Raw genomic sequence first — 24,245 nt, forward strand, 5'->3', positions numbered from 1 at the left:
CCAGCAGAAAAGCAGGTGGGCCGGGGATGCCCGGCGCGGCCAACACGAGACCAGCCTCAGTAAAGTCGGGCCCATGACCTCTACCGACAGTGCACAGCAGCCCGCCGGCGCCCCCGCGAAGGCCCCGGCCAAGGACCCCTGGGACCTCCCCGATGTCTCCGGGCTCGTCGTCGGCGTGCTCGGTGGGACCGGGCCGCAGGGCAAGGGCCTGGCCTACCGGCTCGCCCGGGCCGGCCAGAAGGTGATCATCGGCTCGCGGGCCGCCGAGCGTGCGCAGGCCGCCGCCGAGGAGCTCGGGCACGGTGTCGAGGGAGCCGACAACGCCGAGTGCGCGCGGCGCAGCGACATCGTGATCGTCGCCGTGCCGTGGGAGGGCCACGGCAAGACGCTGGAGTCCCTGCGCGAGGACCTGGTCGGCAAGCTGGTCGTCGACTGCGTCAACCCGCTCGGCTTCGACAAGAAGGGCGCCTACGCGCTCAAGCCGGAGGAGGGCAGCGCCGCCGAGCAGGCCGCCGCCCTGCTGCCGGAGTCACGGGTCACGGCCGCCTTCCACCATCTGTCGGCGGTACTGCTGGAGGATCCGGAGATCGAGGAGATCGACACCGACGTCATGGTGCTCGGCGAGGTCCGCGCCGACGTCGAGATCGTCCAGGCGCTCGCCGGCCGTATCCCCGGCATGCGCGGCATCTTCGCGGGGCGGCTGCGCAACGCCCACCAGGTGGAGTCGCTGGTCGCCAACCTGATCTCGGTGAACCGGCGCTACAAGGCACACGCCGGGCTCCGCGTCACGGACGTATGAGGGGATGGGGGACACTGGTCGTCAAGCAGTGTCCCCCGAAGGAGCCGACTGAAATGCCCCGCCTTGGTCTCTATGCCCTGATCGTCTGTGTGCTCGCCGTGGCCGCGGCCGTCGTCTCCTTCTCGCAGGGCAGCTGGCTCGGGATCGTCTGGGTGCTGCTGGCGGGGCTGTCGTCCAACATGACCTGGTACTACCTCAAGCGCGCCAAGGACGCCCGACGGGACTCCGCTACGAGCTGATCGAGCAGAGCTCGTTGGAGTCCTGCCAGAAGCGGAACAGGTCGTAGCCGCAGTAGGTGTCGAAGTCGCTGATGCCGAGGCCGCGCAGCACGGCGTCGATCATGTCGAAGAACACGCTGTTGATCTCCGGCACCCACAGCAGCGCGAACACGAACAGCAGGCCGAACGGGGCGAACGGCTCCACCTGGCGCTTGACGCTCCGCGACAGCCAGGGCTCGATGACGCCGTAGCCGTCCAGGCCCGGGACCGGCAGGAAGTTCAGGATCGCGGCCGTGACCTGGAGCAGCGCCAGGAAGGCCAGCGCGAACCGGAAGTCCTGGGGAACGCCGTCGAGCGCGTCCAGCCAGAACGGCGCCGTGCACACGACGGCGAACAGGACGTTGGTCAGGGGGCCCGCCGCCGAGATCAGACTGTGCCGCCAGCGGCCCTTGATCCGCCCGTGCTCGATGAAGACGGCACCGCCGGGGAGGCCGATGCCGCCCATGATCACGAAGATGACGGGAAGCACGATGCTGAGCAGCGCGTGCGTGTACTTCAGCGGGTTGAGCGTGAGGTAGCCCTTCGCGCCGACCGAGATGTCACCGCTGTGCAGGGCGGTACGCGCGTGTGCGTACTCGTGCAGACACAGGGAGACGATCCAGGCGGCGGTCACGAACAGGAACACGGCCACGCCCGGCTGCTCGGCGAACCCGGTCCAGGTGGCCCAGCCCGTCACCGCCGTGACGGCCAGGATGCCGAGGAAGACGGGACTGATCCGCCGTTCGCTGCGGCGGCTGAGGGCGGTGGTCATGGGGCTCCCTGAGCTCTCGTACACGCGCGGGACCGCGTGGGGACCTGCCCGACCGTACCGGGCGTACGGGGAAAACGTCTCGCGGTGGGGTGGTGGTTCCGGGGAGGGTGGGGGCATGGGGATTCGGCAAGTGTTCTACGAGAGCTGGCAGATGGAGTGCTGTGGCACGCCGTTCCAGGTGGGGGACGAGGTGAGCTGGCCGCTGCTGCTGAGGGACGCCGACGACGTCTGCGGCGGCGGCTGGCCCGACCGGCTCACCGGGATCGCCGGTCGGACGGCGGGCAGGCCCGGCCTCCACACCGCCGAGTTCCACGGTGACCCGAAGCTGCCCGAGACCCGGGGCCGGGTCCACGCGATCCAGGTCGTCACCCAGGGGTACGCCGAGATGGCGCCGGGTGCGCTCACCCGCGTGCCGATCCCCGGGGAACGGTCACTGCGGTCGGTGCGGGAGTGCCCGAAGTGGTTCGCGGACGCCGACGCGGGCGTGCTCGTGACCCTGGAGGTGCCGGGCCCGGACTCCGACAGCCCATGAGCCCCCGCCCCGGCCACGGATTCCTGGAGCCCATGAGCACCCGCCCCGGCCACGGACACCGGTAGCCCATGAGTACCGCCCCGGCCACGGACCTCGCCGCCGCACCGCCCCAACCCTGTGACCGCCCCCGACTCCACCAGAGACAATGGACCCCGTGCGCTATCGCATCCTCGGCACCACCCAGGTACTTCGCCCCGACGGCCGTCCCGTTCCGGTCGGCGGGGCGCGACTTCGTGCTCTGCTGACCGTGCTGGCGCTGCGGGGCGGGCGGACCGTGCCCGTGGGGCTGCTGGTCGACGAGGTGTGGGGCGGGGAACCGCCCGCCGACGCCCCGGGTGCGCTACAGGCGCTGGTCGGACGTCTGCGGCGGGCTCTCGGACCCGGCGCGATCGTCTCCGCGGAGGGCGGATACCGGCTCGCCGCCGGGCCCGACGACATCGACCTGCACCGCTTCGAACGCCTCGTCGGCGAGGGCACGCGCGCGTTGGCCGACGGTGACCCCGCCAAGGCCGCCGTCGTCCTGGACGACGCCCTCGCCCTGTGGCACGGTCCCGCCCTCGCCGACCTCCCCGACCGCACCGCGGAGGCTGCCCGCCAGGAGGCCCGGCGCCTCGACGCCCTGCGCGCCCGCCACACCGCCGCCCTCGCCCTCGGCCACGCCGAACAGTCCCTGCCCGAGCTGACCGCCCTGTGCGACACCCACGCCCTGGACGAACCCCTCCAGGCCCTCCGCCTGCGGGCCCTGCGCGACGCGGGCCGCACCGCGGAAGCGCTGGCCGCCTACGAGGACGTACGACGACTGCTCGCGGACCGGCTCGGTTCGGACCCGGGGGCGGAACTGCGGGCGCTGCACGGGGAGTTGCTGCGACCGCGGGAGGGGGCCGACGCCTCCGGCACCTCGACCGACGCCTCCGGCACCTCGACCGGCCGCCCTGGCGCTTCACCCGCCCCAGCCCCCGCCCCCGCTCCCACCTCCGACCTCACCGCCCGCACCACCGCCGCCCCGGCCCCGGCCTCACCATCACCCACCGGCAACCTCCGGGCCCGCCTCACCTCCTTCGTCGGCCGGGAGGCGGACATCGAGGCCATCCGCGGTGACCTGCGCGGCGCGCGGCTCGTCACCCTGCTCGGCCCAGGTGGCGCGGGCAAGACGCGGCTGTCGCAGGAGGTCGGTGAGGGCGTGCGGGACGCCGCCCCGGACGGGGTGTGGCTGGTCGAGCTCGCGCCGGTCGACGACGCGCAGGCCGTCCCCGAGGCCGTGCTCACCGCCGTCGGCGCCCGCGAGACCGTGCTGTACGGCGCCGGGGCCGAGGCCATGCGGGCCGGGTCCGACCGGCACGACGACCCCGTGGAGCGGCTCGCCGAGCACTGCGGCAAGCGCCGCATGCTGCTGATCCTCGACAACTGCGAGCATGTGGTCGAGGCCGCCGCCCGGCTCGTGGCGGAGCTGCTGGAGCGTTGCCCGCACCTGACGGTGCTCGCCACCAGCCGTGAACCCCTCGGCGTACCGGGGGAGTTGCTGCGGCCCGTGGACCCGTTGCCCGAGCCGGTCGCGCTGCGGCTGCTCGCCGACCGGGGAGCCGCGGCCAGGCCCGGGTTCCGGGTCGAGGCCGACAAGGAGACCGCCGCCGCGTGCGCCGAGATCTGCCGGCGCCTGGACGGACTGCCGCTGGCGATCGAGCTCGCGGCGGCCCGGCTGCGCATGCTGACGCCACGTCAGATCGCCGACCGGCTGGACGACCGCTTTCGCCTGCTCACCTCGGGCAGCCGTACCGTGCTGCCCCGCCAGCAGACCCTCCGGGCGGTCGTCGACTGGTCCTGGGAGCTGCTGGACGAGGACGAACGCGACGTACTGCGGCGGCTGTCGGTGTTCTCCGGCGGCTGCGACCTCGCCGCCGCCGAGGCCGTCTGCGGACCCGCCGCCCTGGAGTCGCTCGGCTCGCTGGTCGACAAGACCCTGGTCGTGGCCACCCCGCTGCCGGACGACGAGACGGACGGCGGTATGCGCTACCGGCTCCTGGAGACCGTCGCCGAGTACGCCGCCGAGCGGCTGGACGAGGCCGGTCAGCGGGCGGAGGCCGAGCGCGCGCATCTGACGTACTACCGCGAACTCGCCCGCACCAGCGAGCCTTTGCTGCGCGGCGCCGGGCAGATAGCCGCCATCCGGCTGTTCGAGCGGGAGAGCGAGAACTTCCGTGCCGCCCTGCACCACGCCCTCGCCCTGCGGGACGAGCAGGAGGCGCTCTGCCTGGTGCTGTCGATGGCCTGGTACTGGCAGATGCGCGACCTGCGGATCGTCGCCCGCAACTGGGCGCGCGAGGTGCACGGCCTCGGCCCCGACCCGTTCACCGGGCCCGCCCGCCGGGCCGCGCCCCTGTGGGAGCGCTGCACGGACACCCCGCCGCCCTGGACCGGCCCGGTCCTGGACGAGGCCCGGCGCGGTGTGCACCTGGTCCATCTCGCCAGTATGGACACCGAGCTGGAGGCCTGGCAGACGCCCGAGGCGCAGACCAAGCTGCGGGTCATCGCCGAGACCTACGAGCCCGGCCTCCCGCAGACCTGCCACAGCCCTGGCTCCCTGTGGTTCTTCGCCGTCATGCTCACCGGCGACATAGGGCGGGTGCGGGCGATCGTGGACGGCGCCATCGACACCTGCCGCGGAGCGCCCGGATACGAGTGGGACCTGGCGGCCAATCTGCACATGCGCGCCAACCTGCTGGCCAACCGCCCCGACTGGGCCGGTGACGCCCTCCGCGACGCCGACGAGTCGCTGGCGATCTACCGGCGCCTCGGCGACCTGTGGGGCACCGCCGAGGCGTACGCCGCGCGGGCCGAGGCCCATGAGCGCAGAGGGCACTACCTGCGGGCCGCCGCCGACTACCAGTCGGGCATCGAACACGCCGATCGCCTCGGCGCCCGCGCCCAGACGGCCGTGCTCGCCGCCCGGCTCGGCAGTGCGCTGATCGAGGCGGGCGAGGGCGAGCGGGGCGAGAGCCTGCTGCGCGGGGTGCTCGACCAGGAGAGCGGTCCGGTCGAGCACGCGATGCCCATGGCCCGGCTCATCCTCGCCGGATGGCTCAGCGTGACGGGCCGGATCCCGGAGGCACGCGAACACGTCCGGCTGCTGCGCGAGCAGTTCCACATCGCCCACTTCATCATCTTCGACGCCTTCATCCTCGGTACCGAGGCCTGGCTGGAAGCGGCCGACGGCTGCTACCAGGAGGCCCTGGAGACGATCAGGCGGGCCCTGGAGCGGGCCGAGGATCCGCTGGCCGAGGCCATCGCACCGCAGATGCGCTCCATGTATCTCACCACCGCCGCGTTCGCCCTCGCCCGGATCGACGGCGGGGGCCGCGCCCGGGACGCCGCCCGCTGTCTGGGCACCGCCGACGCCCTGCTGCCGCATCGGCACGCCCCGTCGATCCAGGAACGCGAGGTGTACGGCCGGGCCGTGGAACGCTCGCGCGAGCTGCTCGGCGAGGTGGCCTACGCGGCGGCGTACGCCGAGGGCGGCGGCCTCTCCTCCCGGGAGGCCGCCGCCCTGATCTGACGTCGGTTCTTCAGTTCTCGTTTCTCGTCAGTTCTTGGTGCGGAACTTGTGGATCGCGACCGGCGCCATGACCGCCGTGATGGCCACCGACCAGGCGAGCGTCACCCACAGGTCGTGGGCCACCGGCCCGCCCACCATCAGACCGCGCGCGGCGTCCGCGAGCGTGGACAGCGGGTTGTAGTCGGTGAAGGCCTGCAGCCAGCCCGGCATCGAGGTCGTCGGAGCGAAGATCGACGAGCCGAACTGCAGCGGGAACAGCACCAGGAAGCCCATGGCCTGCACCGACTGCGCGTTCTTCATGATCACGCCCAGGGTGAGGAAGATCCACATGATCGACGAGGCGAACGTCGCGGACAGGGCCACGGTCGCGAGCAGACCGCCCCAGTTGTTGATCTCGAACCCGACCGCGACGGCGACGACCATCAGCACGGCGGTCGCGAACAGCATCCGCAGCAGCTCCACGGAGATCTTCGCGAAGAGCACCGAGCCGCGTCCGATCGGCAGGGACCGGAAGCGGTCCATGACACCGGAGTTGAAGTCCTGACTGAAGCCGGTGCCGACGCCCTGGGACATCGTCATGCTCATCATCGCGATCATGCCCGGGATCACATACTGCACATACCGGTCCTGCCCGCCCCCCAGCGCCTGCCCGATCGAGCCGCCGAAGACGAACACGAACAGCAGGGTGAACACGACCGGCATCAGCAGCGCGTCGGCCATCGACTCCGGGTCCTTGCGGATCCACAGCAGATTGCGGCGGATGAGGGCACCGGTGTGCCGCAGGTGCCCGCGCAGCGGGATGCGGGCGTCGTCGGTGGGGGTGGCGTGGGCGGTGGCGGTGGCGGCGCTCATACGGCGACCTCCTCGCGGTCGTCGGTGGGCACGGCATCCTGCGGGGCACTGGCGCGGTGGCCGGTGAGGGACAGGAACACCTCGTCCAGGCTGGGCAGTTCGGTGGTGATGGCGGCGAGCGTGATGCCGCGCGCGGTGATGGCACCGACGATGGCGGTGAGCTGCTCGTCGCTGAGGACCGGGACGAGCAGTGTGCCGGTCTCGGTGTCCACCGTGGTGGTGGCGAGCCCGGTGATGCCGAGCTCGTCCAGATACCCGGCGAGCGGCCGCAGTTGCAGGGCGTCCGTCGGCCGGACGCGCAGGGTGCGCCCGCCGACCTTGGCCTTGAGCTCCTCGATGCCGCCGCCCGCGATGACCGTGCCCCGGTCCACGACGGTCAGCTCGGTGGCGAGCTGCTCGGCCTCCTCCATGTACTGGGTGGTCAGCAGCACGGTCACACCGTCCCCGACCATGGTCTTGACCTCGTCCCACACCTCGTTGCGGGTGCGCGGGTCGAGCCCCGTGGTCGGCTCGTCGAGGAACAGCACCTTGGGCCGCCCGATCATGGAGGCGGCCAGGTCGAGCCGCCGCCGCATACCGCCGGAGTAGGTGCCGGCCGCCCGCTTGGCGGCCTCGGTCAGCGAGAACCGCTCCAGCAGTGCGTCGGCACGCGCGCGTGCCTCCTTGCGGGGCAGGTCCAGGAGCCGACCGATCAGATACAGGTTCTCCCAGCCGGGGAGCTTCTCGTCGACCGAGGCGTACTGCCCGGTCAGCCCGATCACCCGGCGCAGCTGCCGGGGCTGGCGCAGCACGTCGTACCCGGCGACGGTGGCCTCTCCGGCGTCCGGCGCGAGCAGTGTGGACAGGATCCGCACCAGGGTGGTCTTCCCGGCGCCGTTCGGCCCGAGCACACCCATGACGGTGCCCTCGCGCACCGTGAGGTCAACACCGTCCAGAGCCTTGGTCTCGCCGTAGTGCTTGACCAACCCCCGCACGGACACGGCGCTGCTCACGCCGCCGGGGTTCTTGTCGATTCGCGTCATGCCGACGACGGTGTCAGAGGGCACCGACAAACGACCGACAGATCGCCGACACGGCCCATACGGCGCCGACAGCGGCGGTCACGGCGGGCCCGCGTCACTGGCCCACCCGTCCGTCGACGCACTCGCGCAGCAGGTCGGCGTGGCCGCAGTGGCGGGCGTACTCCTCGATCCGGTGCACCATCAGCTCCCGGACCGCGAACCCGTCCTTGCCCAGCCGCTCGCCCAGATCCGGGTGCCGGGCGAGCGCCGCGTCGGTCGCGGCCTGCTCGCGCTCCAGATCGGCGTACGCGGCGTCGACCACGGACTGCTCGGCGACGGCCCCCAGGAAGTCTCCGTCGGGGTCGCCGTACAGCTTCGGCAGCGGGTCGCCCTCGGTGATCCAGTTCTGCCAGTCCCGTTCCACCTCGGCGAGATGCCGGACCAGGCCGAGCAGCGACATCGTCGAGGGCGGCACCGACCGGCGGGCCAGCTGCTCCGCGTCCAGGCCGTCGCACTTCATCCGCAGGGTGATGCGGTAGTTCGTCAGGAAGTCCAGCAGCGTCCCGAGCTCGCCGTCCGGACTGACTCCGTCGCTGTTGCGGGGGTCGTCGTCCGGGTCGACCCACATGTCGGGGTAGGTGGTCGCCTGGCTCCATCGTGCGGGTTCGTCAGTCATGCGGACCATGCTGGTGCGCGAGGACCGGGCCCGCCATCGAGTTTCTGCCCGGCCGCCCCACCTCCGCCGGGCAAAAGGCGCGCCCCGCCGACGGGGGAAGATCGGCGGGGCGCTCGGTGCCGCAGTGGTTCAGGGGTGCCGGCCCGGTGGTGGCCGTCAGTGGACGGAGTGCTCCTCCAGCGGGAACGTTCCGCCGACCACGTCCTCGGCGAACGCCTTCGCAGCGTTGCCCATGACCTCGCGGAGGTCGGCGTACTGCTTGACGAACTTGGGGACGCGGCCGCCGGTCAGACCCAGCATGTCCGTCCAGACCAGGACCTGTGCGTCGGTCTCCGCGCCGGCGCCGATGCCGACCGTCGGGATGTGCAGGACCCGGGTCACCTCGGCCGCCAGCTCCGCCGGAACCAGCTCCAGGACGACCGCGAACGCGCCCGCGTCCTGGACCGCCTTCGCGTCCCGCAGCAGCTGCGCGGCCGCCTCCTCGCCGCGGCCCTGGACGCGGTAGCCCATGGCGTTGACGGACTGCGGGGTCAGGCCGATGTGGGCCATCACCGGGATGCCGGACTCGACCAGCAGCCGGATCTGGTCGTACGAGCGCTCGCCGCCCTCCAGCTTCACCGCGCCGACCCCGGCCTCCTTGACCATCCGGGTCGCCGAGCGCAGCGCCTGCACCGGGCCCTCCTGGTAGGAGCCGAAGGGCAGGTCGCCGACGATCAGGGCACGCGAGGTGCCCCGTACGACGGCCGCCGACAGCATGGTCATCTCGTCGAGCGTGACGGGCACGGTGCTCTCGTACCCGAGGTGACAGTTGCCCGCGGAGTCCCCGACGAGCATGACCGGGATGCCGGCCTCGTCGAACACGGACGCGGTCATCGCGTCGTACGCGGTGAGCATGGGCCACTTCTCGCCGCGTTCCTTGGCGAGGGCGATGTCCCGGACAGTGATGCGGCGGGTGCCCTTCCCTCCGTACAGCGCCTTGCTGCCGTCGGAGGTCTTCGCCTGAGGCGTCTGGGCAGCCGAAAGCTGCGTCATTGCAACGGCTCCTTCATGTCATCTCGAAGCGCCCTGACGGCGTCCCCGGATCTCCTCCATGGTGGCACTTCGTGCCGACCAGAGCCAGGCCCCCCTGTGTGAGTTCCGCCCCGTGCGCGTGCCACGTAAGGTCTCGGTAAAAATTTACGATACGAGACGGTGCCGTATCGAAACATGCCTAGGCTCGACGACATGACTTCTCCCGCCCCTGACACCGGCCCCCGGATACCCGAGGCCGTGCACCGGCGCCGCTGGGCGATCCTCGGCGTGCTGATGCTCAGCCTGCTGATCGTCGTCCTCGACAACTCGATCCTCAACGTCGCCATCAAGACCATCTCGACCCCCGCCCCGACCGGCCTCGGCGCCACCCAGAGCGAGCTGGAGTGGGCGATCAACGCCTACACGCTCGTCTTCGCCGGCCTGCTGTTCAGCGCTGGTCTCCTCGGTGACCGGCTCGGCCGCAAGAAGGTCCTGCTCGGCGGGCTCACCATGTTCGGCATCGGCTCCGCGCTCGCCGCGTTCTCCGGCTCGCCCGGCGAACTCATCGCCTTCCGCTCGGTGATGGGCCTCGGTGCCGCCTTCGTCATGCCGGCCACCCTCGCCGTCCTCATGAACGTCTTCGAGCGCGACGAGCAGCCCAAGGCCATCGGCATCTGGGCCGGCGGCGTCGGACTCGCCATCGCCATCGGGCCCATCACGGGCGGTGTGCTGCTCGACCACTTCTGGTGGGGGTCCGTCTTCCTCATCAACGTGCCGATCGTGCTGCTCGCGCTCGCCCTGATGCTGTGGCTCGTGCCCGACTCCCGCGACCCGAACCCGGGGCGGATCGACCCGATCGGGGTCGTGCTCTCCGTCGTCGGACTCGTCCTGCTCGTCTACGGCATCATCAAGGGCGGCCAGCTCGCGGACTTCACCGACCCGACGGTCCTCGCGACGATCGCCGCCGGTCTCGCCGTCCTGGCCGGGTTCGTCGTCTTCGAGAAGCGCAGCGACCATCCGTCCATCGACGTCACCTACTTCAAGAACAAGGTCTTCTCGGCCGCCGTCGGTGTCATCGCGCTGGTCTTCTTCGCCCTCATGGGCGTGACCTTCTTCTCGGTGTTCTACACCCAGAGCGTGCGCGGCTACTCGCCCCTGCAGACCGGTCTGCTGATGCTGCCGCTCGCCGCCGCCCAGATGATCTTCGCGCCGCGTGCCCGGCTCCTGGTCGACCGGTTCGGCAACCGGGCCACGACCACCGGCGCCATGCTGCTCATCGCCGCCACCCTGGCCGCGTTCGCGACGTTCGAGACGGACACGCCGATCTGGCTCCTGGAGGTCGTGTTCTTCCTGATGGGCGCCGCGATGGCGCACATCATGACCCCGATCAGCGTCGTCATCATGCAGGCCCTGCCCCGGGAGAAGGCCGGCGCCGCCTCCGCGCTCAGCAACACCTTCCGCCAGGTCGGCGGCGCCCTCGGCATCGCCGTCCTGGGCTCGGTCCTGTCGACGGCCTACCGCGGCGGCATCGAGGACCGGCTCACGGTGCTGCCGGAAGGCGTACGGCACACGGCGGGCGAGTCCGTCGAGGCCACCCTCGGCGTCGCCGCCAGGCTCGGGCAGCAGGGCGATGCCCTCGTCCGCCCGGCCCACGACGCCTTCCTGCACGCCATGCATGTGACGGCGCTGTGGGGAGCGGGTGTCGCGGTGCTCGGCGCGGTGGTGGTGGCGCTGTTCCTGCCGGGGCGGCCGACGAAGCCTCAGGAGGGAGAGCCGGAGCGGGAGTTGGCGGCAGCGGAGTAGACGAGGACACGCGCCGCCGTCGCCTTCGCACGGGACGGCGCCGTACTCGGGGGAGAATTCAGCCCAGCCCACGGAAAGGACCGAACCCAGTGAGCCTCGCCGACAGCCAGCCACGGCCGGACGGCCCCACCCGGGGCCGCCCCCGCAGCGAGGCCGTGGAGCGGTCCATCATCGAGGGCGTGATGAAACTGCTGGAGGACGGCGTACCGCTCGCGGAACTCTCCATCGAGCGCATCGCCCGCACGGCCGGCGTCGGCAAGGCCACCATCTACCGTCGCTGGAGCGGCAAGGAGGAGCTCTTCATCGACGTCGTACGCACCGCGGAACCACCCGACCCCGAACTCCCGGGCACCTCGTTGCGGGACGACCTCGTGGCGTTTCTGGAGCAGATGCGCCAGCGAGGGCTGATGACCCGCTCGTCGGCTCTGCTGCGCAGTGTCTTCGCGCAGGTGAAGAGCAGTCCGAAGCTCTGGGACGCCTACCACACCATCGTCGTCGAGCCGCGCCGCAGAAAGCAGGTCGCGCTGCTGCTGCGCGCCCAGGAGAACGGCGAGCTGCGCGCGGACATCGACGCCGAGCTGATGAACGACCTGTTCATAGGGCCGATGCTGATGCGCACCGTCATGCGCGCCGACACCGTCATGCGCGCGGACGGTGACCTCCCGGAGGGACTGTCGGAGCAGATCGTCGACGCCGTCCTCGAAGGTCTACGGCCCGTCAGTTCGCGCACCCCGTAGATCGCATGTGCGCGTTTCGTCACAGAGCGCGCTTTCCCCTGCCGCGACCGGAACTCGGGAAGGCGACTTGTACGTCCTCGCCCCCGTACGGCCGTCATGGGACGGCGGGATCGGAACCGATCATCCCCTAGGGTTTCTCTGGGCGCGGGGGGACGACGGTGTGCACGGCAGGTAGTGAGGCGACGGTATGGCGCAGCAGGCGTACGTGACGGAGACGGACAACGGCGGCTCGGGTCCCGAGCGCCAGGGATCCGGGCTTCGGCGCCTGAGGAACCGACTGAAGGGCCTGGCGGCCGGCTGGCGCGGTGATCCGCACATCTGGCGGCGGGGCATCGTACTGGCCGCCCTCGCGGTGATCCTCGCGCTGGTGATGCTGCTGCACGCGCAGATTCCGAACGCGGTCGGCAACCTCGGCAGCCTCACCGAGACGTTCCTGCCCTGGCTGGGGCTGCTCGTCCCGCTGCTGCTCGTGCTGGGCCTGGTCCGCAGGTCCGCGACCGCGCTGATCGCCGTGCTGCTCCCGGCGATCGTGTGGCTGAACCTCTTCGGCGGCCTCCTCGTCGACCGGGCCGGCGCCGGCGGCGACCTCACGGTGGCCACGCACAACGTCAACGCGGACAACACCGACCCGTCCGGCACCGCCCGGGACGTGGCCGCGTCCGGCGCGGACGTGGTGGCCCTGGAGGAGCTGACGGCCACGGCGGTTCCGACGTACGAGAAGGCGCTGGCGTCGACGTACCGGTACCACTCGGTGCAGGGCACCGTCGGGCTGTGGAGCAAGTACCCGCTGGCCGGGGTCAAGCCCGTCGACATCAAGCTGGGCTGGACGCGTGCCATGCGGGCCGTGGTGACCGCCCCGTCCGGGCAGGTCGCGGTGTACGTCGCCCATCTGCCGTCGGTGCGGGTGAAGATGGAGGCCGGGTTCACCGCCCGGCAGCGCGACAAGAGCGCCGACGCGCTGGGCGAGGCCATCGCCGACGAGCCGCAGCAGCGGGTGGTCCTGCTCGGCGACCTGAACGGCACGATGAACGACCGCGCGCTCAACGCGGTCACCGCCCAGATGCGCTCCACGCAGGGCGCTGCGGGCAGCGGGTTCGGGTTCAGCTGGCCGGCGTCGTTCCCGATGGCGCGGATCGACCAGATCATGGTGAAGGGCGTCGAGCCGGAGAGCTCGTGGACGCTGCCCCAGACGGGCAGCGACCACCTTCCGGTGGCCGCCCGTGTGAAGGTCGACACGTCCTCTTAACCCGAGGAATACCGGGGGCGAGCCCCTTTGTTCCCAAGCTGAACATAAGCTTCGTACGGAACACCCGCTCCCCCTGAAAGGCACGGCTCTCTTCATGCCCCTGGCCCTGCTCGCCCTCGCCGTGGGCGCCTTCGGCATCGGTACCACCGAGTTCGTGATGATGGGCCTGCTGCCCGAAGTCGCGAACGACCTGGACATATCCATCCCCGCCGCCGGACACCTGGTCTCGGCGTACGCGCTCGGCGTCGTGATCGGCGCCCCGCTGCTGGCGGCAGTGACCGCCCGTATGCCGCGCCGCACGGTCCTGATGGGCCTGATGGTCCTGTTCATCGCGGGCAACGCGCTGTCCGCCCTCGCCCCCGACTACGACTGGCTGGTGGCGGCCCGCTTCCTGAGCGGCCTGCCGCACGGCGCCTTCTTCGGCGTCGGCGCGGTCGTGGCGACGAGCATGGTCGCACCGGAGCGCAAGGCCCGCTCCGTCTCGCTGATGTTCCTGGGCCTGACGGTGGCCAACGTCGCGGGCGTGCCCGTGGCCACGCTGATGGGGCAGCAGCTGGGCTGGCGGGCGACGTTCCTCGGCGTGAGCGCGATCGGACTGGCGGCGGTCGCGTCGCTGGCCCTGCTGATCCCGCGCGCCCAGGCTCACGCCGCCCCGCCGGCCGGACTGCGCGGCGAGCTGGCCGCGCTGCGCTCCCTGCCGGTGTGGCTGGCGCTCGGCACGACGGTCGCGGGCTTCGGCGCGCTCTTCGCCGCGTACAGCTACGTCACACCGATGCTGACCGAGTCCGCCGGGTACGCCGATGCCAGCGTGACGCTGCTGCTGGCGCTGTTCGGCGTGGGTGCGACCGCGGGCAACCTGCTGGGCGGGCGGCTGGCGGACCACGCGATGCGCGGGACGCTGTTCGGGGGCCTGCTCTCGCTGGTCGCGGTGCTGGCACTGTTCCCGCTGCTGATGTCCACGGCCTGGAGCGCCGCCCTCGCCGTGTTCCTGCTGGGCATGGCGGCGTTCGTGACCGGCTCCCCGCTGAACCTGATGGTGATGGAGAAGGCGTCGTCGGCCCCGTCCCTGGCCTCCTCGGCCAACCAGGCCGCCTTCAACCTCGCCAACGCCGGCGGCGCCTGGATCGGCGGCCTGGCCCTCGCGGCCGGCTTCGGCGTGACGTCCCCGGCACTGGCGGGCGCGGTCCTGGCCGCACTGGGCCTGGCCGTCGCGGGCGCCGCCTACACGGTGGACCGCCGCCGGGTCACCACACCGCGACCCGTCCGGGAGCGGGTCGTCGCCGGGCACGTTCCGCAACAGGGGGAGACGGTGCGGTCCTGAGACCGGCTCCGGGGGGCGTGTGGCGAGGCTTCGCGGGTAGCCGCGGCAATCGTCGTCGACCACCTCGCTGCTCATGATCGCCCAGGCAGGTTCGGGGCGTACGGCGTTCCCGACGTCCCGTCAGGCCGTCGGGTCCCAGAGGCCGTTCGCCTCGCCGCGGGCGAGGTGTTCGGCGTAGACGCCGACCTTCCAGGCGATGACGGAGCGGCACTCCTGGAGCGCCTGGATCTGTGCCTCGACGCGCTGTTGATGGGTGTCGAGGATTTCGAGGCGTTCGGCCTCGTTGCCGGGGCCCTGCCGTACCAACTCGGCGAACCGTTTCAGGTCGGCCAGCGGCATACCGGATTCGCGCAGCTTGACGCAGATCAGCAGCCAGTCGACGTCGACCGTGGTGTAGCGGCGCAGCCCGCCCGAGGTGCGCCGGACCGGTCCGACCAGCAGGCCCTCGCGCTCGTAGAAGCGCAGGGCGTGCACGCTGAGGCCGGTCCGCTCGGCCACCTCGCCGATGCTCAGGGGCGGCGCATGGGGCTCGGTGGTGGTCATGCGGCCCACCCTAGGGCAGCCCGGGACTTGATCTAGACCTTGCTCTAGATCCTAGCGTCGTCGCCATGACCACCACTGAACAGCGCCCGCTCGGCTCGCCCTTCTCCGCCACCAGTACCGCCGAGGACGTCATGGCGGGCCTCGACCTCTCCGGCGCGACCGCCGTCGTGACCGGCGGCTACTCCGGGCTCGGACTGGAGACCACCCGGGGTCTGGCGGCCGCCGGGGCCCGGGTCATCGTTCCGGCACGCCGTCCCGGGACCGCCCGCGACGCCCTCGCGCAGGCGGAACTGGACGGCTGCGACGTCGTCCCCATGGATCTGACCGACCTCGACGGCGTGCGCTCCGCCGCCGCGCACATCTCCGGCTCCGTCGGCCGGATCGACCTGCTCATGGCCGTGGCCGGTGTCATGGCCACCCCCGAACGACGCGTCGGACCCGGCTGGGAAGGCCAGTTCACTGCCAATCACCTCGGACACTTCACGCTCGCCTGCGAGCTGTACCCGCTGCTGGCCGCCGCCGACGGGGCACGCGTGATCGTCAACAGCTCCGCCGGACACACCCTGACCGGCATCCGCTGGCACGACCCGCACTGGCGCACCGGCTACGACAAGTGGCTGGCCTACGGCCAGTCCAAGACGGCCAACGCCCTGTTCGCCGTACACCTCGACACCCTCGGACACGACGACGGCGTCCGGGCGTTCGCGCTCCACCCGGGCAGGATCATCACCGGTCTCCAGCGGGAGATGACACTGCACGAGCAGATCGAACGCGGCTGGGTGGACGAGCACGGCACGGTGATCGGCGCCGGCTTCAAGACCCCCTCCCAGGGCGCCGCCACCGGCCTCTGGGCGGCCACGTCCCCGCTGCTCGACGGACGCGGCGGGCTCTACCTGGAGGACTGCGACGTCGCCCGCGTCTCCGCTCCCGACGAGCCCATGGACGACGGCGGCGTCCGCGCCCACGCCATCGACCCCGACGCCGCCGCACGCCTGTGGGAACTGTCCGCCGCGGCGACCGCCGCCACCCCGGTCACCCGGTGAACAGGTGAGGGGGTGGCGCGCCGCCACCCCCTCAGAGCCTGTGAAGAGACCCCGTCGTCCGCCGCAGGTCAGCGGCGGCGGTACGACTCCACGTAGCCGTTCGCCGGCGTGCCCACGCCCGTCACGTCGTCGTAGCCCTTCACGGCCCGCAGGGAGCTGTCCTTGCCCAGCGTCCGGGCGGACGTGGTCAGGCCGCCCGTCTTGTCGTAGCCGTTGGCGAAGTCGATGCGTGCGACCGCGAGCCCGGAGCCCGTCGGGTTGTCCGTCACGTCGTGGTAGGCCTTCGAGCCGTACCGCGCGTAGATCGACGGGTTGGCGAAACCGATCGGCTTGCCGCCGCCCGCCTCCTGCGCCAGCGCCTGGACCGCCGCGATCACCGGCGCGGCCAGTGAGGTGCCGCCGATGCGGTACTCGTCGTAGGCCTGCGTCTTCCCGTCCGGCAGGGTCTGCGTCTGCCCCACCAGGAACCCGGTGTTCGGGTCGGCGATCGCCGCGATGTCCGGGACGACGCGGTTGCCGTCGGCACTGTTGGCCTTGGCCAGCGCGTCCGGCACGACCCCCTTCTGGTAGTACGGCTCGGCGACCGCCTTGCTGGTGCCACCGCCCGCGCCCGAGGTGAACGCGCCGGGGAAGCCGGTCCAGCTCTTGCCGTCGGCCGCCAGCACCGCCTTCTGGGTGCCCCAGCCGGTCTCCCACAGATATGTGTCGCCCTTGCCGACCGCCAGCGAGGTGCCGCCGACCGCCGTCACCCACGCCGAGTTGGCCGGGGTGTCGACCTGCTTGGTACCGGTGTTGGCGACCTCGTCGCCGTCGTCGCCGGAGGAGAAGTAGAAGCCGATGCCCTCGACCGCGCCGAACTGGAAGACCTGGTCGTAGGCGGCCGCGAGGTCCGGCGTCTGGTTGGCCTCGATGTCGCCCCAGGAGTTGGAGACGATGTCGGCCAGATGGTTGTCGACGACCTTGCTGAGCGAGTCGAGCAGGTCGTCGTCGAAGCAGGACGCGGCGCCCACGTAGGTGATCTGCGCGCCGGGCGCGACCGCGTGCGCGGCCTCGACGTCGAGGGTCTCCTCGCCGTACCAGCCGGCCGCACCGCACTCCTTGGTCTTCGTGTAGTTCTTCGGCAGCACCTGGCGCAGCTGGCCCGTGGTCCAGGCCGCGTCGCCGTTGCGCTTCGCGTAGGTGGCCGCGTCGAAGGCGATGGTCGGGGAGGCGTACGCGTCCGTGATGGCGATGCGCACCCCCTTGCCGGTGCGCTTGCCCGCGCCGTACGCGGCGCGCAGCTGCTTGCCGGTGTAGCCCCTGACGGCGTACGGGATCTTCGTGCCGTACGCGTCCGGCAGCGTGCTCGCCACGTTGGAGCCGTGATACGTCGAGAACGGCCCGGCGTTGCGGAACACCGTCTCCGGCGGCGGGAGCTGGTCCTTGTGGCTCGCCCGGTGCGGCGCGTTGTCCAGGCCGGTGACGGTCAGGACGGCACCCTTGAGGTCCTCCGGCACCGACGCCGTCGTCGCGGGCGCGCGGTAAGTGCGCCCGCCCTTGGTGTAGTTGCGCAGCTGGGTGCCGAACGCCTTCTCCGCGGCGGCCACATCGCCGCTGACCGCGACGTAGTGCCGCGTGACGCCCGTGACCTTCAGGCCCGCCGACTTCAACCAGCTCTGGACGGCGGCCACCTGGGCCTTGGTCGCGCCGAAGCGGGCCTGCGTCTGGCGAGCGGTCAGGTACTTGCCGTACGACGCCGAGCTCGGGTCGGACACCGCCTTCGCGTACGCGGCGAGGCCGGCCGCGTCCCGGCCCGCGAGATAGACCCGCGCGGCCACCTGGCCGTCGTCCGAGGCCGCGCCCCTGTCCGCCTTGGCCGTGGCCCACGTGGGCTTGGTGCCGGCGAGCGAGTCCCGGTCCGGGTGGTCCGAGGCGTGCGCGGCGGGTATGCCGAGCGCCAGCGCACCGGCGAGCAGGGGCAGTGTCGCTGCCAGGCTCAGTCCGGCACGCGCGGTGGCGCGATTGGATCTCATGAAACCCCCTGTGCGGTTCGTCGCGAGTGGATCACTCGACTGTCGTCACTCTCGCGATGAACCGTTCATGTCAGGGGAATGCGAGGGCCAAGAAGACCCCAATTAACCTAATGACAAGGCCATTTGTCAGAGCCCGCCACGGGCTCTCATGGCCGCGGCTTCGCGCCCCGCTCCGCCAGCATGTCCTTCATCAGGTCGATCTCCGACTGCTGCCCCTCGACCATGCCCTGCGCGAGCCTCTTCTCCACGCCGACCGAGCACTTGTCGACACAGCCCTCGGCCATGTGGATGCCGCCCTTGTGATGGGCCGTCATCAACTGGAGGTAAAAGACTTCCGCTGGCTTGCCGCTCAGGGTTTCGAGCTTCTTCATCTCCGAGTTGGTCGCCATGCCAGGCATCAGCGCGCCGTCCTCGCCGGAGGCCATGTCACCCATGCCCATCCAGGTCATCGGCGCGTCCGCGGACACCTTCGGCAGCTCCCACAGATCCAGCCAGCCCAGCAGCATGCCGCGCTGGTTGGCCTGCGTCTGGGCGATGTCGTACGCCAGCCGCCGCACCTCCTCGTCCTTGGTGCGGTCGCGCACTACGTACGACATCTCCACGGCCTGCTGGTGGTGCACCGCCATGTCCCGCGCGAACCCGGCGTCCGCGGAGTCGGCGGCCGGCGTCTTCGCGCCGCCCCCGTCCTCGGCGACCGAGTAGGTGATCGCGCCGGCCGCGACCAGCACGGCCGCCGCGGTCCCGGCGATCCAACCGATGTGCTGCCTCACTCCGACAGACCACCCGTGCACGCCGCGCCCGGCTCAGGGGTCTGCTTGCCCTGGACGTACGTCTCGAAGAACTTGCCGACGTTCGGGTCGCTCGCGCTCGTCACCGTGCGCTGGTGCCCCCACGCGCTGAGCATGATCGGCGCCTTCTGCTTCTCGTCCGGGCTCATCAGTGTGTACGGCGTCTTCTTGACCTTCTCCGCCAGCGCCGCGACATCGGCCTTGGAGGCCTTGTTGGTGTACGTCACCCACACCGCCCCGTGCTCCAGCGAGTGCACGGCGTTCTCGTTGGCGAGCTCCTTGGTGTAGACGTCGCCGTTGCAGTTCATCCAGGCCTGGTGGTGGTTGCCGCCGACCGGGGGTTCCATCAGGTACTTCACGCTCGTGTTGACGTGGGTGCGGGCCAGCGTCCCCTCCCAGGTGTTCACGCCGTCCTTGCCCGCGACGAACTTCCCGGTGGTCTTGTCGCTGTCGGCCTTCGCCTTGTCGCTCTTGTCGGACTGCGACTGGACGAGCACCACACCGCCGACGACGAGACCGGCGACCACCACCACGCTGGCCGCGATGGTGAGGATCCGGTTGCGGCGCTCACGGGACTGCTCGGCACGCCGCATCTCCTCTATTCGCGCTTTGCGCGCCGCGCTGCCCTTGTTCTTGGCGGAGCCCATGGGATGTGCCCTTCTGGGGGGTGGGACGGTCGGGTCCGCTGATCGTAATGGGGGAGGTGTGACCTCCAGTAGAGCGACCGATATTTTGAACCGCGGATGCGCATTATCTACGCTGCGACGTATGCGGCTGTTGCGCTCGACCGACCTGGCACTGCGCCTCCTCATGCGGCTCGCCGTGCTGGGGGACGCCACGCCGACGACCCGCGAGGTCGCGGCGGACATGGAGGTGCCGTACACCCACGCCGCCAAGGTCGTCGCCGAGCTCCAGCACATGGGCCTGGTCGACGCACGCCGGGGCCGCGGCGGCGGGCTCTCGCTCAGCGGCAAGGGCCGCACCGCGTCGGTCGGCGCGATCGTGCGCGCCTTCGAGGGGGACGGCGACGTCGTCGAGTGCGAGGGCGACAACCCCTGCCCGCTCCACACCGGGTGCCGGCTGCGCGGTGCGCTGCGGCGGGCCCAGGAGGCCTTCTTCGCCTCCCTGGACCCGCTCACGGTGGCCGACGTGACCGCCGACCCCACCGGGCCGCTGCTGCTCCAGATCGGCCGCGCACCCTAGAGCCGGCGCGCCCCCTGAGAACCGGCGCGCCTCTTGAGAACCGGCGCGCACCCTGAGAGCGGGCGCGGAAAACCCCGCCCGCCCGGCCTCAGCCCTCCTGAGCCAGCCAGAGGTCCGGCCCGAACACCTCGTAGTGGATGTCGGCCGGCGCCACACCCTTCCCGATCAGCTGCGCCCGCACCGCCCGCATGAACGGCAGCGGCCCGCACAGGTACGCGCGCGTGCCCTGCGGTACGGCGATGTCGGTGAGGTCGACCAGACCGGTGCGGTGGGTGACGCCGGGGGTGGCGGCGCCGGCGGCGCCGGTCTCGTACCAGTCGGTGTCCTTCTCGTACCAGAAGTGGACCGACGCCCCCGGCAGCTTCCCGGCGTACCCCTCGTGGTCGGCGCGCAGGCGTGCTCGGCGGGGGAGCGGTCGCCGTGCACGACGAGCACCGGGCCCTGGTGCCCGGAGTCCGCGAGCTGACCGAGCATGGCGACCATCGGGGTAACACCGATGCCGGCCGAGGCGAGCAGCAGCGGTGCCTCGGTCCCGGTCCCGGTCCCGGCCTCGCCCTCGGTCTCACCGAGCACGAGATCGCCGTACGGCGCCGACAGGTGCAGCCGGTCGCCGACGTGCACGCACGCGTGGAGGTGGTTCGAGACCTCGCCGTCGGGTGAGGCGCCGTCGTGCACGCGCTTCACACTGAACTGGCGTATCGGTGATCCGGGCGCTGCGGAGAGGCTGTACTGGCGGATCTGCCGGGCCCCGTCCGCCAGCTCGACCTGCACGGACACGTACTGCCCGGCCCGGAAGTCCGGTGCCGGGCGGCCGTCGGCCGGGCGCAGCCGGAAGGTGGCGACGTCGGCGGTCTCCTCGACGCGCTCCACGACCTCCCACTCCCGCGATCCGGCCCCGCCGCGCTCGTCGTACAGCCGCCTCTCGATCGCGATCAGGGCGTTCGCCATCAGCCAGTACACCTCGTCCCAGGCGGCCGCGACCTCGGGCGTGACGGCCTCGCCGAGCACCTCGGCGATGGCGGCGAAGAGGTGCTCGTGCACCAGCGCGTACTGCTCCGCCGTGACGCCCAGGGAGGCGTGCTTGTGCGCGATACGGGCCAGCATCGCGTCCGGCCGCTCGTCGGGGCGGTCCACGAGGTACGTCGCGAACGCGGCGATCGACCCCGCCAGCGCCTGCCGCTGGGTGCCGGCCGCCTGGTTGCCGCGGTTGAACAGGTCGCGCAGCAGCTCGGGACGGGCGGCGAACATCCCGGCGTAGAAGCGCTCGGTGATCTCACCGATGGCCGCGCCGACGACGGGAAGGGTGGCACGCACGGTGGCGGTGGACTGCTCGGACAGCATCGGGTCTCCTCGGGCTCGATCGGGCCGTTCCGGTGCCTCCATTAAAACTTGCATCCAAGATGCAAATTAAAGCGGGGTGGGTCCTGAGGGGCCGGGCATTACGGATGTCGGTGCGAGCAGGCAAGATGGGCGGCAGAGCAGTGCACCGGCACCACTCGGGGACACCCGCCGTAGGTCGGGAGTTCAGCCGGGGATCGTTTCGGCGATCAAGGTGCGCAACGCGCCTGAAACGGTGTTGTGGTGTGATGCTCAGGTGCCCGACCGCCTCCCGCGGTACTCGGAGACAGGCGGCCTGACCAGCAAGGATGGGGAAGCGGAAGATGGACAAGCAGCAGGAGTTCGTGCTCCGGACCTTGGAGGAGCGCGACATCCGGTTCGTACGGCTGTGGTTCACGGACGTGCTGGGCTTCCTCAAGTCCGTGGCCGTGGCCCCTGCCGAGCTGGAGCAGGCCTTCGACGAGGGCATCGGCTTCGACGGCTCGGCGATCGAGGGCTTCGCCCGTGTATACGAGTCCGACATGATCGCCAAGCCGGACCCGTCGACGTTCCAGATCCTGCCGTGGCGCGCCGAGGCGCCCGGCACGGCCCGGATGTTCTGCGACATCCTCATGCCGGACGGCTCACCGTCCTTCGCGGACCCGCGCTACGTCCTCAAGCGCGCCCTGGCCCGCGCCTCCGACCAGGGCTTCACCTTCTACACCCACCCCGAGATCGAGTTCTTCCTGCTGAAGGACAAGCCGGTCGACGGCTCGGTGCCGACCCCCGCCGACAACTCCGGCTACTTCGACCACACCCCGCAGAACATCGGCATGGACTTCCGCCGCCAGGCGATCACCATGCTGGAGTCGATGGGCATCTCGGTCGAGTTCTCCCACCACGAGGGCGCCCCCGGCCAGCAGGAGATCGACCTGCGCTACGCCGACGCGCTGTCCACGGCGGACAACATCATGACGTTCCGCCTGGTCATGAAGCAGGTGGCGCTGGAGCAGGGCGTGCAGGCGACCTTCATGCCGAAGCCGTTCTCGGAGCACCCGGGCAGCGGCATGCACACGCACCTCTCCCTCTTCGAGGGCGACCGCAACGCGTTCTACGAGTCCGGCTCGGAGTACCAGCTCTCCAAGGTCGGCCGCTCCTTCATCGCCGGCCTGCTGAAGCACGCGGCGGAGATCTCGGCCGTCACCAACCAGTGGGTGAACTCCTACAAGCGCATCTGGGGCGGCTCCGAGCGGACCGCCGGGGCCGGCGGCGAGGCCCCCTCCTACATCTGCTGGGGCCACAACAACCGCTCCGCCCTGGTCCGCGTCCCGATGTACAAGCCGGGCAAGACCGGCTCGGCGCGGGTCGAGGTCCGGTCACTGGACACCGGCGCGAACCCGTACCTGGCGTACGCCCTGCTCCTGGCCGCCGGCCTCAAGGGCATCGAGGAGGGCTACGAGCTGCCGCCGGGCGCCGAGGACGACGTCTGGGCCCTCTCCGACGCCGAGCGCCGTGCGATGGGCATCGAGCCGTTGCCGCAGAACCTGGGCGAGGCGCTGACGCTGATGGAACGCAGCGATCTTGTCGCCGAGACGCTCGGTGAGCATGTCTTCGACTTCTTCCTGCGCAACAAGCGGCACGAGTGGCACGAGTACCGGTCCGAGGTGACCGCGTTCGAGCTGCGGAAGAATCTGCCGGTTCTTTAGTGCGCCTGCTCGCCGTAGGGGCGCGGAGTGGTTTGGCGCGTGCCGCCCGGTGGGGGCTGGTCGCGCAGTTCCCCGCGCCCCTTTGGGTGGGCTACTTCTCTGCCAGTTTGGACAGGACCTCGTGCAGGGGCTCTGTTGCCCTGCGGCGGTACTCCTGGATCGACCAGCCGTTGCCGTCGGGGTCCTTGAAGTACATGAAGGTGGCGCCGTCGTCGGGGGTGTACTGGACCGGTTCGGAGATCTCCAGGCCGCGTTCGGTCAGTTCCGCGTGGGCCGCCTTGATGTCGGCCACGCAGAGCTGGAGGCCCTGGTAGGAGCCGGGGGCCGGGCGTGGGCCCTGGGCCATCTCCCAGATGCTGTCGCCCAGGGCGAGCGAACAGCCGGAGCCCGGGGGCGTCAGCTGGACGATGCGCATGCCCGGCATGACCTCCTGGTCGATGTCGACGTGGAAACCGACCTTGTCCCGGTAGAAGTCGCGGGCCCGGTCGATGTCGCTCACGGGCAGCGGGATCACTTCGAGCGTGAAGTCCATCGCTAGTCCTCCAAGGTGAATCGCCAGCGGGTCTGGCTGAACGGCTCACCCTTACCGAAGCCGAAAACGGTGCGCGGCGCTACCGAAAAGACATAGGCGCGTCCGGAGCCGTGCCGGAAGCTGCCGCCCGCCACCTCGAAGTGCCAGAAGCTGCCGTACTTCGCCTCCCACCCGGCGGCCAGTTCGCGCAGCCGGGCGTCGTCGGTGATCCGCACCGCCTCGCCCTCGACCACCAGGTCGTACCCCTTGTCCCAGGTGTTCGTGCCGGTCGTCAGGACGACGTCCGGGTTCAGGGCGAGGTTCCTCGCCTTGCGCTCCTCCGGGCCCGTGCAGAAGTGCAGCGCGCCCCGCGACCACACCGCCGGCAGCGGCGTCACATGCGGTCGCCCGTCCGGCCGTACCGTCGAGATCCAGAACAGCTCGGCCTCGGCCAGCAGTTTCTCGGCCTCGGGCCACGGTGTCGCGGTGGCCCGCTCGTCGCTGTAGCGCGTATCCAGTCGGGTCTGCGGTTGCCTGTCGGTCATCGGACGCCTCCAGCCGTGTC

General features: G+C 71.1%; 22 protein-coding genes and 1 pseudogene. 11 read left to right on the forward strand and 12 right to left on the reverse strand.

Going from position 1 to position 24,245, the window contains the following annotated elements:
- The first annotated feature begins 73 nt into the window (after nt 1–73).
- Both npdG and ACFWYS_RS20300 read left to right on the forward strand, forming a co-directional pair.
- The gene (npdG, locus tag ACFWYS_RS20295; RefSeq protein WP_384770482.1) at nt 74–799 is read left to right on the forward strand and encodes an NADPH-dependent F420 reductase; all 726 of its coding nucleotides are present in this window, start codon (nt 74–76) and stop codon (nt 797–799) included.
- 53 nt (nt 800–852) lie between these two features.
- Complete coding sequence (locus ACFWYS_RS20300; protein ID WP_384770485.1) at nt 853–1,038, forward strand: hypothetical protein; 186 nt, start codon at nt 853–855, stop codon at nt 1,036–1,038.
- On the opposite strand, the gene ACFWYS_RS20305 is transcribed toward ACFWYS_RS20300, so the two are convergent.
- Nucleotides 1,028–1,828: a site-2 protease family protein gene (locus ACFWYS_RS20305; RefSeq protein WP_384770488.1), complete on the reverse strand. Its 801-nt coding sequence runs from the start codon at nt 1,826–1,828 to the stop codon at nt 1,028–1,030. The two genes, ACFWYS_RS20300 and ACFWYS_RS20305, sit on opposite strands and share 11 nt — an antisense overlap.
- A 115-nt stretch (nt 1,829–1,943) precedes the next feature.
- Here ACFWYS_RS20305 and ACFWYS_RS20310 point away from each other — a divergent pair, with 115 nt between their 5' ends.
- Nucleotides 1,944–2,360: a DUF6578 domain-containing protein gene (locus ACFWYS_RS20310; protein ID WP_384770491.1), complete on the forward strand. Its 417-nt coding sequence runs from the start codon at nt 1,944–1,946 to the stop codon at nt 2,358–2,360.
- Nucleotides 2,361–2,505: 145 nt separating this feature from the next.
- Nucleotides 2,506–5,910 (forward strand): BTAD domain-containing putative transcriptional regulator, encoded by a 3,405-nt coding sequence (locus tag ACFWYS_RS20315; RefSeq protein WP_384770494.1) that lies wholly within the window; start codon nt 2,506–2,508, stop codon nt 5,908–5,910.
- A 27-nt stretch (nt 5,911–5,937) separates the two neighbouring features.
- On the opposite strand, the gene ACFWYS_RS20320 is transcribed toward ACFWYS_RS20315, so the two are convergent.
- From ACFWYS_RS20320 to panB, 4 genes are all read right to left on the reverse strand, one after another.
- The gene (locus ACFWYS_RS20320; protein ID WP_384770497.1) at nt 5,938–6,762 is read right to left on the reverse strand and encodes an ABC transporter permease; all 825 of its coding nucleotides are present in this window, start codon (nt 6,760–6,762) and stop codon (nt 5,938–5,940) included.
- On the reverse strand, nt 6,759–7,784 hold the full coding sequence (locus ACFWYS_RS20325; RefSeq protein WP_384770500.1) for an ATP-binding cassette domain-containing protein: 1,026 nt from the start codon (nt 7,782–7,784) through the stop codon (nt 6,759–6,761). The genes ACFWYS_RS20320 and ACFWYS_RS20325 overlap by 4 nt, the downstream gene beginning before the upstream one ends.
- A gap of 94 nt (nt 7,785–7,878) precedes the next feature.
- Nucleotides 7,879–8,448, reverse strand: coding sequence for a DinB family protein (locus ACFWYS_RS20330; protein WP_384770503.1), 570 nt, complete (start codon nt 8,446–8,448; stop codon nt 7,879–7,881).
- A 147-nt stretch (nt 8,449–8,595) separates the two neighbouring features.
- On the reverse strand, nt 8,596–9,471 hold the full coding sequence (panB, locus tag ACFWYS_RS20335; protein WP_384770506.1) for a 3-methyl-2-oxobutanoate hydroxymethyltransferase: 876 nt from the start codon (nt 9,469–9,471) through the stop codon (nt 8,596–8,598).
- A gap of 192 nt (nt 9,472–9,663) precedes the next feature.
- Between panB and ACFWYS_RS20340 the strand changes: the two genes are divergently transcribed.
- The 4 genes from ACFWYS_RS20340 (at nt 9,664) to ACFWYS_RS20355 (ending at nt 14,557) form a co-directional block, all read left to right on the forward strand.
- Nucleotides 9,664–11,253, forward strand: a complete 1,590-nt coding sequence (locus tag ACFWYS_RS20340) for an MFS transporter (RefSeq protein WP_384770509.1) — start codon at nt 9,664–9,666, stop codon at nt 11,251–11,253.
- An 89-nt stretch (nt 11,254–11,342) separates the two neighbouring features.
- Nucleotides 11,343–11,990 carry a TetR/AcrR family transcriptional regulator gene (locus ACFWYS_RS20345; RefSeq protein ID WP_384770512.1) on the forward strand — a complete coding sequence of 216 codons (648 nt, stop codon included), beginning with the start codon at nt 11,343–11,345 and terminating at the stop codon, nt 11,988–11,990.
- A gap of 187 nt (nt 11,991–12,177) precedes the next feature.
- Nucleotides 12,178–13,236, forward strand: a complete 1,059-nt coding sequence (locus ACFWYS_RS20350) for an endonuclease/exonuclease/phosphatase family protein (RefSeq protein WP_384770515.1) — start codon at nt 12,178–12,180, stop codon at nt 13,234–13,236.
- A gap of 94 nt (nt 13,237–13,330) precedes the next feature.
- Nucleotides 13,331–14,557, forward strand: coding sequence for an MFS transporter (locus ACFWYS_RS20355; RefSeq protein ID WP_384770517.1), 1,227 nt, complete (start codon nt 13,331–13,333; stop codon nt 14,555–14,557).
- 120 nt (nt 14,558–14,677) lie between these two features.
- On the opposite strand, the gene ACFWYS_RS20360 is transcribed toward ACFWYS_RS20355, so the two are convergent.
- Nucleotides 14,678–15,100, reverse strand: a complete 423-nt coding sequence (locus ACFWYS_RS20360; protein WP_384770520.1) for a MerR family transcriptional regulator — start codon at nt 15,098–15,100, stop codon at nt 14,678–14,680.
- A gap of 65 nt (nt 15,101–15,165) precedes the next feature.
- On the opposite strand from ACFWYS_RS20360, the gene ACFWYS_RS20365 reads away from it, so the two are divergent.
- Nucleotides 15,166–16,143: an SDR family NAD(P)-dependent oxidoreductase gene (locus ACFWYS_RS20365; protein WP_384770523.1), complete on the forward strand. Its 978-nt coding sequence runs from the start codon at nt 15,166–15,168 to the stop codon at nt 16,141–16,143.
- 68 nt (nt 16,144–16,211) lie between these two features.
- On the opposite strand, the gene ACFWYS_RS20370 is transcribed toward ACFWYS_RS20365, so the two are convergent.
- The 3 genes from ACFWYS_RS20370 to ACFWYS_RS20380 all read right to left on the reverse strand — a co-directional run bounded on the left by ACFWYS_RS20370 (nt 16,212) and on the right by ACFWYS_RS20380 (nt 19,590).
- A complete protein-coding gene (locus ACFWYS_RS20370) occupies nt 16,212–18,155 on the reverse strand; it encodes a protease pro-enzyme activation domain-containing protein (protein WP_384770525.1) in 1,944 nt (647 codons plus the stop codon).
- A 146-nt stretch (nt 18,156–18,301) separates the two neighbouring features.
- Nucleotides 18,302–18,925, reverse strand: a complete 624-nt coding sequence (locus ACFWYS_RS20375; protein WP_384770528.1) for a DUF305 domain-containing protein — start codon at nt 18,923–18,925, stop codon at nt 18,302–18,304.
- Nucleotides 18,922–19,590 carry a DUF3105 domain-containing protein gene (locus ACFWYS_RS20380; RefSeq protein ID WP_384770530.1) on the reverse strand — a complete coding sequence of 223 codons (669 nt, stop codon included), beginning with the start codon at nt 19,588–19,590 and terminating at the stop codon, nt 18,922–18,924. The genes ACFWYS_RS20375 and ACFWYS_RS20380 overlap by 4 nt, the downstream gene beginning before the upstream one ends.
- A 121-nt stretch (nt 19,591–19,711) precedes the next feature.
- On the opposite strand from ACFWYS_RS20380, the gene ACFWYS_RS20385 reads away from it, so the two are divergent.
- Nucleotides 19,712–20,146 (forward strand): Rrf2 family transcriptional regulator, encoded by a 435-nt coding sequence (locus tag ACFWYS_RS20385; RefSeq protein WP_384770533.1) that lies wholly within the window; start codon nt 19,712–19,714, stop codon nt 20,144–20,146.
- A gap of 88 nt (nt 20,147–20,234) precedes the next feature.
- On the opposite strand, the pseudogene ACFWYS_RS20390 reads toward ACFWYS_RS20385, so the two are convergent.
- Nucleotides 20,235–21,487, reverse strand: a pseudogene (locus ACFWYS_RS20390) (globin domain-containing protein).
- A gap of 320 nt (nt 21,488–21,807) precedes the next feature.
- Here ACFWYS_RS20390 and ACFWYS_RS20395 point away from each other — a divergent pair.
- Complete coding sequence (locus tag ACFWYS_RS20395; RefSeq protein ID WP_384770536.1) at nt 21,808–23,169, forward strand: glutamine synthetase family protein; 1,362 nt, start codon at nt 21,808–21,810, stop codon at nt 23,167–23,169.
- A 91-nt stretch (nt 23,170–23,260) separates the two neighbouring features.
- Here the strand turns inward: ACFWYS_RS20395 and ACFWYS_RS20400 are convergent, their stop codons facing one another.
- On the reverse strand, nt 23,261–23,701 hold the full coding sequence (locus tag ACFWYS_RS20400) for a VOC family protein (RefSeq protein ID WP_384770539.1): 441 nt from the start codon (nt 23,699–23,701) through the stop codon (nt 23,261–23,263).
- A 2-nt stretch (nt 23,702–23,703) separates the two neighbouring features.
- On the reverse strand, nt 23,704–24,225 hold the full coding sequence (locus ACFWYS_RS20405) for a pyridoxamine 5'-phosphate oxidase family protein (RefSeq protein WP_384770542.1): 522 nt from the start codon (nt 24,223–24,225) through the stop codon (nt 23,704–23,706).
- Nucleotides 24,226–24,245: the final 20 nt, after the last annotated feature.

Origin of the sequence: Streptomyces sp. NPDC059010 (genome assembly GCF_042740355.1) — a bacterium.
Classification (GTDB): domain Bacteria; phylum Actinomycetota; class Actinomycetes; order Streptomycetales; family Streptomycetaceae; genus Streptomyces.

Bases quoted from the DNA above. Each gene is read 5' to 3' on its own strand.
- ACFWYS_RS20315 (WP_384770494.1), top strand. From the start codon at position 2,506: ATGGACCCCGTGCGCTATCGCATCCTCGGCACCACCCAGGTACTTCGC.
- ACFWYS_RS20360 (WP_384770520.1), bottom strand. From the start codon at position 15,100: ATGACCACCACCGAGCCCCATGCGCCGCCCCTGAGCATCGGCGAGGTG.
- ACFWYS_RS20405 (WP_384770542.1), bottom strand. From the start codon at position 24,225: ATGACCGACAGGCAACCGCAGACCCGACTGGATACGCGCTACAGCGAC.
- ACFWYS_RS20385 (WP_384770533.1), top strand. From the start codon at position 19,712: ATGCGGCTGTTGCGCTCGACCGACCTGGCACTGCGCCTCCTCATGCGG.
- ACFWYS_RS20300 (WP_384770485.1), top strand. From the start codon at position 853: ATGCCCCGCCTTGGTCTCTATGCCCTGATCGTCTGTGTGCTCGCCGTG.
- ACFWYS_RS20340 (WP_384770509.1), top strand. From the start codon at position 9,664: ATGACTTCTCCCGCCCCTGACACCGGCCCCCGGATACCCGAGGCCGTG.
- ACFWYS_RS20350 (WP_384770515.1), top strand. From the start codon at position 12,178: ATGGCGCAGCAGGCGTACGTGACGGAGACGGACAACGGCGGCTCGGGT.
- ACFWYS_RS20380 (WP_384770530.1), bottom strand. From the start codon at position 19,590: ATGGGCTCCGCCAAGAACAAGGGCAGCGCGGCGCGCAAAGCGCGAATA.
- ACFWYS_RS20355 (WP_384770517.1), top strand. From the start codon at position 13,331: ATGCCCCTGGCCCTGCTCGCCCTCGCCGTGGGCGCCTTCGGCATCGGT.
- ACFWYS_RS20305 (WP_384770488.1), bottom strand. From the start codon at position 1,828: ATGACCACCGCCCTCAGCCGCCGCAGCGAACGGCGGATCAGTCCCGTC.
- ACFWYS_RS20330 (WP_384770503.1), bottom strand. From the start codon at position 8,448: ATGGTCCGCATGACTGACGAACCCGCACGATGGAGCCAGGCGACCACC.
- npdG (WP_384770482.1), top strand. From the start codon at position 74: ATGACCTCTACCGACAGTGCACAGCAGCCCGCCGGCGCCCCCGCGAAG.
- ACFWYS_RS20325 (WP_384770500.1), bottom strand. From the start codon at position 7,784: ATGACGCGAATCGACAAGAACCCCGGCGGCGTGAGCAGCGCCGTGTCC.
- ACFWYS_RS20310 (WP_384770491.1), top strand. From the start codon at position 1,944: ATGGGGATTCGGCAAGTGTTCTACGAGAGCTGGCAGATGGAGTGCTGT.
- panB (WP_384770506.1), bottom strand. From the start codon at position 9,471: ATGACGCAGCTTTCGGCTGCCCAGACGCCTCAGGCGAAGACCTCCGAC.
- ACFWYS_RS20320 (WP_384770497.1), bottom strand. From the start codon at position 6,762: ATGAGCGCCGCCACCGCCACCGCCCACGCCACCCCCACCGACGACGCC.
- ACFWYS_RS20370 (WP_384770525.1), bottom strand. From the start codon at position 18,155: ATGAGATCCAATCGCGCCACCGCGCGTGCCGGACTGAGCCTGGCAGCG.
- ACFWYS_RS20365 (WP_384770523.1), top strand. From the start codon at position 15,166: ATGACCACCACTGAACAGCGCCCGCTCGGCTCGCCCTTCTCCGCCACC.
- ACFWYS_RS20395 (WP_384770536.1), top strand. From the start codon at position 21,808: ATGGACAAGCAGCAGGAGTTCGTGCTCCGGACCTTGGAGGAGCGCGAC.
- ACFWYS_RS20400 (WP_384770539.1), bottom strand. From the start codon at position 23,701: ATGGACTTCACGCTCGAAGTGATCCCGCTGCCCGTGAGCGACATCGAC.